This is a genomic window from Stenotrophomonas sp. Sm2128, assembly GCF_030985535.1.
Taxonomy (GTDB): domain Bacteria; phylum Pseudomonadota; class Gammaproteobacteria; order Xanthomonadales; family Xanthomonadaceae; genus Stenotrophomonas; species Stenotrophomonas maltophilia.
The window spans coordinates 1-7,995 of the sequence record NZ_JAPTFQ010000122.1 but is presented as its reverse complement, the minus strand read 5'-3'; the positions used below and the strand labels follow the sequence as shown (position 1 = coordinate 7,995).

The window sequence follows — 7,995 nt, the reverse complement described above, 5'->3', positions numbered from 1 at the left end:
ACCCCGCCGGGGGGGGGCGGGGCGTCGGTTGCATCCTTGCCGCGCATCCTGCGCAGGTCTGATGGCTCAGAACATTCCTTCAAACGGGTTCCAGCTGGTGCGTCCTTCCACCTTCTCCAGGTAGTAGCTGTAGTTGGTGCTGGAGGCGACCAGCAGGTTCATGGCGATGAACAGCATGCGCCCGACGACGTCCGGAAGGAACATGGTGATGATGGCCAGCGCGATGTTGATGCCGATCACCACCAGTGCCTTGCGCCACATGCCAAGAATCAGCAGGTAGATGGCACCGAAGAACAACGCGAAGAAGTTCAGGTTGATCTTCAGGCGGTCACCAAAGGACAGCGCCTTCCAGGCCTGCTTGAAGCCGGGGTTCTTGGGGGCGCCGTGCTGGCGGAAGAAGTTGAAGCGGAACTGCCACTTCGGGCTGAACTGCGACAGGTCAGTGGTATTCATTGGGGGAGACATCCCTGTGAGAAAACGTTTTCATGATAGGGCAAGTCCTATTCAGGATCCAAGCGTCACCGTCAAAAATGTGACGCCTGCCTTGTTCCGGCTGCTGCGGCAGGGGCGCGCACCGTCACCCGCCCGCCTTGTTTTTAGGATAGGGTGCGCAGTTCCGCTGCCGCACCAGCTGAATCCGTGCGGCGGCGGGATGTCCATGGAGGTTGCATGACCACACCTGCTACACCGGAAAACGCACCGGGACCGGTGCTCCTGCCGACACCTGAAGTGGTGCAGGCACAACAGCTGCTCGCACGCCAGCAACTGGCGGTGGCGATGGACCGTGCACGCACGGCGGCTACGCAGAGCGCGGCGCCCGCCGCCGCATTGGAAAGCGAGTAATCCGCAACACCGCCGATCGCGCTGGCCCGTCGCCAGCGCGATCGCGGCGGACGCTCTTGGTCAGAACCGCGCGGTCATGCTGAGGAAGTAGCTGCGCCCGGCCACGAAGTAATCGGTGGAGCCTTCCGCATACAGCTTCTTGTCGGCCAGGTTGCTGACGCCGCCACGCAGGGTCAGTACCTCATTGACGTTCCAGGCCGCGGTCAGGTCATACAGCGTGTAGGCCTTGAGGAAGGTCGTCGCCGTGCCGGCCTGCCTGCCGGTGTACTGCGCCGACAGGCTGCTGGAAAACACCGCGTCGGGCGTCCAGTCCAGCGACGAATAGCCCGAGAATTCGGGGGTATCGATCAGGTTGCGGCCGGTGGTCAGGTTCCTGGCTTCCTTCATCCATGTCGCCGAGGTGCGCCAGCGCCAGTGCTCGCCGAAGCGGACATTGAAGCTGCCTTCCATGCCGCTGGTGCGTGCGCGCTGCACGTTGCTCATCCGCGTCCACCAGATGCCGTTGAACCTGCCCAGCGGTGCGTACTCGATCTTGTTCCTGAAGTCGGTGTGGAAGTAGGTCAGGCCGGCATCGACCAGGTCGTTGTCGAAGCTGATGCCGATTTCGCGGTTGGTGCTGGTTTCCGGGTCCAGGTCCGGGTTGCCGGCCATGTAGCAGCCGCCGCGGGTATAGCCCAGCGGAATCAGGGAGGTGCAGCCACGGCCACCGGACTGGGTGGCGGCGCTGGCGGAGTTCTCGGTCAGGCTGGGGGCGCGGAAGCCCTTGGAAACGCCACCGCGGATGGTCCATTGCTCGGCCGGATGCCAGACCAGGTAGGCGCGCGGGCTGACGTGGCCACCGAATTTCTCATGGTGATCCAGGCGCGCGCCCAGGGTCAGTGCCAGGGTACGGTGCAGCTTCAGTTCGTCTTCGACGAACAGGGCCCAGGTATCCACTTCCAGATCGGAGCCGCTGACGGCATTGCCGGCATAGTCGATCGGCGCGCGGCCGATGGTGTCGGTGTTGGTCAGCTCCTGGCGCTTCCACTGGCCGCCCACGGCGAACTGGTGTTCAACGCCGAGGGTGAACGGCGTGGTCAGGCTGCCCTCGATGATCGTATCGGTGGCTTCGGAACGGCCGGTAGCACCGATGTCGTTCCTGTACTCGGTCCAGTACGCACTGATCTTCGAATTGCCGAAGCTCCACTTGCCATCGTGGTTGAGCGCCAGCGAGCTGCGCTTGAGTTCGCTGGCACCCCAGGCGCCTTCATCCTGCTTTTCCAGCGAAGCATCGATGAAGGCCTGCTGCACGCCATGGCCGGCTTCGAGCGACAGTTCCTGCGCGTCGCTCAGTTTCCACTGCAGCAGCGCATCGACATTGCGGTCCTTCTCGCCTGCATACGCGTTGCCGTAGACACCGCCATTGGAGCGATCCGAATCGCGGCGCATGCTGTTGGCACCGATGCGCAGGCCGAAGCGCTCGCCGAGCGGCCCGGAGAACGTCGCACCGATCTGCTGGGTGTCGCCGCGCTTGCCATCGCCCGGGCGGGTATAGCTGTGGGTGGCGCTGCCGCTCCAGTCATCACCGATGCGCCGGGTGATGATGTTGATCACGCCGCCCATGGCGTCGGAGCCATACAGCGACGACATTGGTCCGCGCACCACTTCGATGCGCTCGATCTGGTCAGGCGAGATCCAGTTCAGGTCCTGGCGGCCCAGGTCCGGCCGGTAGTTGGTCGAGGCCGAGCTGCCCATGCGCTTGCCGTCCACCAGCACCAGCGTGTAGTTCGACGGCATGCCGCGCAGCTTGATCTTGGACTGCTCGCCAACCGCACTGAGGCCACCGGTCACGCCGGGCACGCGGCTGAGCAGGGTGGCCAGGTCGTGCACCGGCTGGCGCGCGATGTCCTCGCGGCTGATCACGCTGATGCTGGCCGGCGCATCCTTGATCCATTGCTGGTTGCCCGAGGCGGTGACCACCACGGTATCCAGGTCCTTGGTGGAGGCATCGGCGCTGGCCTCTGCAGCGGCCAGGCCGGGCAGGGCCAGCAGGCAGGCAGTGGCCAGGGCACTGGCCAGGCGGGTGCGCGGCAGGCGCGCGGAACGGGAGCGGAACGGCTGGGACATGACGGCTTCCATCGAATGAGGGGGGACCGGATGGAAGCAACGGGCACACGCAGACAAGCAGGCAGGCCCCCCTTCCATGGGTCGTAGGGCGCACGGTTCGGGCCGGCGCAGCTGGGTGGGTCTCGGCCGTACGGAAGACGGCGACCTGCCTGGTTAATGAAATGATAACCGTTCGCGTTTGTTACGATCCAGTACCCGGTGCCACGAAGCGACATTCCGCTGCGCGGTCCACCATCGCCTGCTGTTTGCTGAATGGGGATAAATCCCGGCGTAGACCTTCGCACTCGGCTTACATCCGGCGCCCTAGACTGGGCCGCATTTTCGATTCCGCCCCGTTGGAGATCGTGTGGGTTCCGGTAGTGACAGACAGCGACTGTGCGGCCAAGGGCCGGTACAGCCAGGACAAGTGCGGGCGCCGGGAAGGCGCGCCGGGAACCTTCGCGCATGCAGCCCGGCCGGGACGGCCGGCCATGCCGATCGTGGGGAGTAAGCGGTGATGGGGGGTCACACCATCCACGCGGAAGCGGATGCGCCCCGGCTCGACGCCGGCTGGGCGCTGCTGCCGGCCGAATCTCCGCTGCCGATGCCCGAACAGACCCTGCGCGAAGGCAAGCTGAAGGTCCGTCGGCACCGTACCTCGCCACGCCTGATCGGCCTGCGCCGGTTCTACATCTTCGGCGGCACCCTGGCCATGACCGCCATCGCCACCCGCATGATGTGGCGGGTGCTGTCGGCCAATGGCATCAGCGTGCTGGAAGCCTGCCTGCTGGTGCTGTTCGTCGGCCTGTTCGCCTGGATCGCGCTGTCCTTCGCCAGCGCCGTGGCCGGCTTCCTGACCGCCGTGTTCGACCGTGGCTATCGCCTTGGCATCGACCCGGACAAGCCGCTGCCGACCGTGCACAGCCGCACCGCGCTGCTGATGCCGACCTACAACGAGGATCCGCGCCGACTGCTGGCGGGCCTGCAGGCGATCTACGAGTCGGTGGCCGCCACCGGCCAGCTCGAACGCTTCGACTTCTTCGTGCTCAGCGATACCCGGCGCGAGGACATCGCACGCGCCGAGGAGCAGGTATTCGCCGAACTGCGCGAGCGCGTGCCGGACGGCCAGACGCGGCTGTTCTACCGCCGCCGTGGCGACAACAGCGGGCGCAAGGCCGGCAACATCGCCGACTGGGTGCGCCGCTTCGGTGGCGCTTACCCGCAGATGCTGATCCTGGACGCCGACAGCCTGATGACCGGCGACAGCATCGTGCGCCTGGTGGCCGGCATGGAACACAACGCCGATGTCGGCCTGATCCAGACCCTGCCCTCGGTGATCGGTGGCCGCACCCTGTTCGCACGCATGCAGCAGTTCGGCGGTCGCGTGTACGGCCCGGTGATCGCCCGTGGCGTGGCCTGGTGGCATGGCGCCGAGAGCAACTACTGGGGCCACAACGCCATCATCCGCACCCGTGCCTTCGCCGACCACGCCGGCTTGCCAGCGCTGTCGGGGCGCAAGCCGTTCGGCGGCCACGTGCTCAGCCACGATTTCGTCGAAGCGGCGCTGATGCGCCGTGGCGGCTGGGCCGCGCACATGGTGCCGTACCTGGGGGGCAGCTACGAAGAAGGCCCGCCGACCCTGACCGACCTGCTGGTGCGCGACCGTCGCTGGTGCCAGGGCAACCTGCAGCACGGCAAGGTGGTCGGCAGCCGTGGCCTGCACTGGATCAGCCGCACCCACATGCTGATCGGCATCGGCCATTACTTCACCGCGCCGATGTGGGCGATGCTGATGCTGATCGGCATAGCGATCCCGCTGTTCCAGGAAGGCATCGATTTCAATGCCCTGCTGCACCTGTCACCCAGCGTGTACTGGCGGGCCCAGGACGAGGAGCAGGTGGTGCGCCTGTTCGCCGCCACCATGGCGGTGCTGCTGCTGCCCAAGGTGCTGGGCTATCTGGCGATGCTGCTGGACCCTGTCGACCGCCGCGGTTGCGGCGGTGCGATCCGTGCGTTCGTGTCGATGCTGGTGGAGACCGTGCTGGCCGCACTGATGGCACCGGTAGTGATGTACGTGCAGTCGCGCGGCGTGGCCGAAGTGCTGTCCGGCCGCGATTCCGGCTGGGACGCACAGCAGCGTGACGATGGTGGCATCTCGTGGATGGCGTTGATCCGTGGCTACGGCGGGCTGGGTGTGTTTGGTGCGTTCATGGGTGTGCTGGCGTGGGCGGTGTCGCCGTCGCTGGCAGCCTGGATGGCGCCGGTGGTGATCGGCATGGTGCTGGCCGTTCCGGTGGTGGCGCTGACCTCCTCGCGCGGCCCGGGTGCCTTCCTGCATCGCCTCGGCCTGCTCGACATCCCCGAAGAGAACATTCCGCCACCGGTGCTGGTGCGCGCCGCGCAGCTGCGCCGGGAAGCCGCCGAGCAACCGCCGCTGTACTGATGGCCCTGCACCAGCGGCATAATGCGGCTCGAACTTGAAGGAGCCGCATCATGCTGCAAACGGTGGAACAGGAAACCGGCGCCTCGCCACAGTGGTCGGTGATCTGGCTGCACGGGCTTGGCGCCGACGGCCACGACTTCGCGCCGATCGTGCCGGAACTGGTGCGTCCGCACTGGCCGGCGCTGCGCTTTGTGTTCCCGCACGCACCGGTGCGGCCGATCACGATCAACAACGGCGTGCCGATGCGCGGCTGGTACGACATCGTCGGGATGGACTTCCGCTCGCGTGCCGACATGGCCGGCGTGCAGGAATCGGTGCTGCAGCTGGATGCGCTGATCGCACGTGAGATCGAGCGTGGCGTCGCGCCGGAGAAGATCTTCCTGGCCGGCTTCTCGCAGGGCGGGGCGATCATCCTCACCGCTGCACTGTCGCGCACCGCGCCACTGGCCGGCCTGATCGCACTGTCCACTTACCTGCCGGAAGCCGAGAGCGCCAGGCGCGTTGACGGTGCGGTGCAGGTGCCGGTGTTCATGGCCCATGGCAGCAGCGACCCGGTGATTCCGCAGGCGGTGGCCGTACACAGCGCGCAGGCCCTGCAGGCGCTGGGCCTGGAGGTGGAGTGGCACAGCTATCCGATGGCCCACCAGGTCTGCGCCGAAGAGATCCAGGCGCTGGGTGACTGGCTGCAGGAACGGTTGGGCGCTGCCTGAGCCATGCCTCCGGCCAGCACATCGCCGTGGATGCCGGAACTGTGCCGCCTGCCGCGGCTGGCGGCGATGCTCGGCCTGGCCCAGCTGGTGGTGGTGGTGCTGGCCCTGGCGCCCGATGGCAGCCGCCACTGGACCTTCGGCGAGCTGCTGTCGGCCAGCGGCTTCGCGCTGTGGCTGGCGCTGGCGGTGACCGCCAGCCTGTGCCTCCTGCGGCAGGCACTGTCGAGGCTGCCGCAGGTGCTGGGCGCTGTCGCGGCGATCGTGCTGGCGACCCTGATCGCGGTGGTCTGTGCCGGCATCGTGCATGCACTGTACGCGGTACTGGGCGACAACTTCGCCCGCGGCATCAGCTTCTGGCGCTTCACCCTGGGCAGTGCGGCAACCACGGCACTGATCGCCGCGCTTGCCCTGCGCTACTTCTATGTGAGCGATCGTTGGGCCGCGCAGGTGCAGGCCAACGCGCGTGCCCAGGCCGACGCGCTGCAGGCGCGGATCCGGCCGCACTTCCTGTTCAACAGCATGAACCTGATTGCCAGCCTGCTGCATCGCGATCCGGCGGTGGCCGAACGCGCGGTGCTGGATCTGTCCGATCTGTTCCGTGCTGCCCTGGGCGCGGGCGAGGGCGACTCCACCCTGCGTGACGAATGCGAGCTGGCCGAGCGCTATCTGTCGATAGAGTCGCTGCGCCTCGGCGAGCGTCTGCAGGTGCGCTGGCAGCGCGATGAGCCGCTGCCGTGGGACCTGCCACTGCCGAGGCTGGTACTGCAGCCGCTGGTGGAAAACGCAGTCCTGCATGGTGTTTCGCGGCTGCCCGAGGGCGGCACCATCGAATTGCAGCTGGTGCGCGAGGGCAACGAGCTGCAGATCCGCGTGCGCAATCCCGCGCCCGATCCGCAGGCGCCGGGGTTGGCGCTGGCGCGTGGTGCCGGCCATGCCCAGCACAGCATCGCTCATCGGCTGGCCTGGCGCTTCGGCGCCGCCGCGCGGATGACGGCTGGCTGGAGCGAGGGCTACTATGCCTGCCAGGTGACAGTGCCGATCCAGTGAGGGGACGACCGTGAGGGTAGTCATCGCCGATGACGAACCGCTGGCGCGGGAACGCCTGCGCAGCCTGCTGGCGGCGCAGGACGGGGTGGACGTGGTGGCCGAGGCCGGCAACGGCGAGCAGGCCCTGCATGCGTGCGCGGAGCTGCAGCCGGACCTGGTCCTGCTGGATATCGCCATGCCCGGGCTGGACGGCCTGGAAGCCGCCCGCCACCTGGCCAGCTTCGAGCCGCGCCCGGCGGTGGTGTTCTGCACGGCTTATGACGCGCATGCGCTGTCGGCGTTCGAGGCGGCGGCCATCGATTACCTGATGAAGCCGGTCCGCGCCGAACGCCTTGCCGCAGCGATCGCACGTGCACGCACGTTCCTGGCCGGCCGCGACGGCCAGCCGCAGGACAGCGGCGGGCAGCAGGCCCGCAGCATGCTGTGCGCACGCCTGCGTGGCAGCCTGCGGCTGATCCCGCTGGACGACATCCACTACCTGCAGGCGGAAGAGAAGTACGTGGTGGTGCACCATGCGCGCGGCGAGGACCTGATCGAGGAGTCGCTGAAGTCGCTGGAGGAAGAGTTCGCCAGCCGCTTCATCCGCATCCACCGCAACTGCCTGGTGGCGCGCCACGAGCTGGTGGAGCTGCGTCGAGGCTCGAGTGGTCAAGTGCAGGCGGTGCTGCGGCATGGCAAGCAGCCGCTGGAAGTCAGCCGCCGCTGCGTGGCGACGCTGAAGCAGGAACTGCGGCATCTGTGAGTGGTCCGCGCGGCCTGCGACCGCGACTGCTTACGAGCAACGTCTGAAGCAACAGCAACAGCAACAGCAGATTGTCGGCTCTGTGTTGTTGCGTGTTGGGTGAGGCGGGAAGGGCGGGCGCTGTC

The 7,995-nt window shown here is 67.2% G+C and carries 7 protein-coding genes; 5 read left to right on the top strand and 2 right to left on the bottom strand.

The annotated features are described in order from the left end of the window. Nucleotides 1-66 precede the first annotated feature (66 nt). Nucleotides 67-453, bottom strand: a complete 387-nt coding sequence (locus O0K41_RS21505; RefSeq protein ID WP_024957921.1) for a DUF2628 domain-containing protein — start codon at nt 451-453, stop codon at nt 67-69. A 216-nt stretch (nt 454-669) separates the two neighbouring features. Between O0K41_RS21505 and O0K41_RS21500 the strand changes: the two genes are divergently transcribed. After that, nucleotides 670-843 carry a hypothetical protein gene (locus tag O0K41_RS21500; RefSeq protein ID WP_005411154.1) on the top strand — a complete coding sequence of 58 codons (174 nt, stop codon included), beginning with the start codon at nt 670-672 and terminating at the stop codon, nt 841-843. A 60-nt stretch (nt 844-903) separates the two neighbouring features. Here the strand turns inward: O0K41_RS21500 and O0K41_RS21495 are convergent, their stop codons facing one another. After that, complete coding sequence (locus O0K41_RS21495; RefSeq protein ID WP_108269982.1) at nt 904-2,949, bottom strand: TonB-dependent receptor; 2,046 nt, start codon at nt 2,947-2,949, stop codon at nt 904-906. Between the two features lie 496 nt (nt 2,950-3,445). Between O0K41_RS21495 and mdoH the strand changes: the two genes are divergently transcribed. The 4 genes from mdoH to O0K41_RS21475 are packed head-to-tail and all read left to right on the top strand — an operon-like array spanning nt 3,446 to nt 7,870. Then, entirely contained in the window at nt 3,446-5,371 is a 1,926-nt protein-coding gene (gene mdoH / locus O0K41_RS21490) for a glucans biosynthesis glucosyltransferase MdoH (protein ID WP_164221767.1), read from the top strand. A gap of 50 nt (nt 5,372-5,421) precedes the next feature. Further along, the gene (locus tag O0K41_RS21485) at nt 5,422-6,081 is read left to right on the top strand and encodes an alpha/beta hydrolase (protein ID WP_049450392.1); all 660 of its coding nucleotides are present in this window, start codon (nt 5,422-5,424) and stop codon (nt 6,079-6,081) included. 3 nt (nt 6,082-6,084) lie between these two features. Next, nucleotides 6,085-7,128, top strand: coding sequence for a sensor histidine kinase (locus O0K41_RS21480; protein ID WP_172963546.1), 1,044 nt, complete (start codon nt 6,085-6,087; stop codon nt 7,126-7,128). A gap of 10 nt (nt 7,129-7,138) precedes the next feature. Beyond that, nucleotides 7,139-7,870 (top strand): LytTR family DNA-binding domain-containing protein, encoded by a 732-nt coding sequence (locus O0K41_RS21475; RefSeq protein ID WP_049450394.1) that lies wholly within the window; start codon nt 7,139-7,141, stop codon nt 7,868-7,870. The last annotated feature ends 125 nt before the right edge of the window (nt 7,871-7,995 follow it).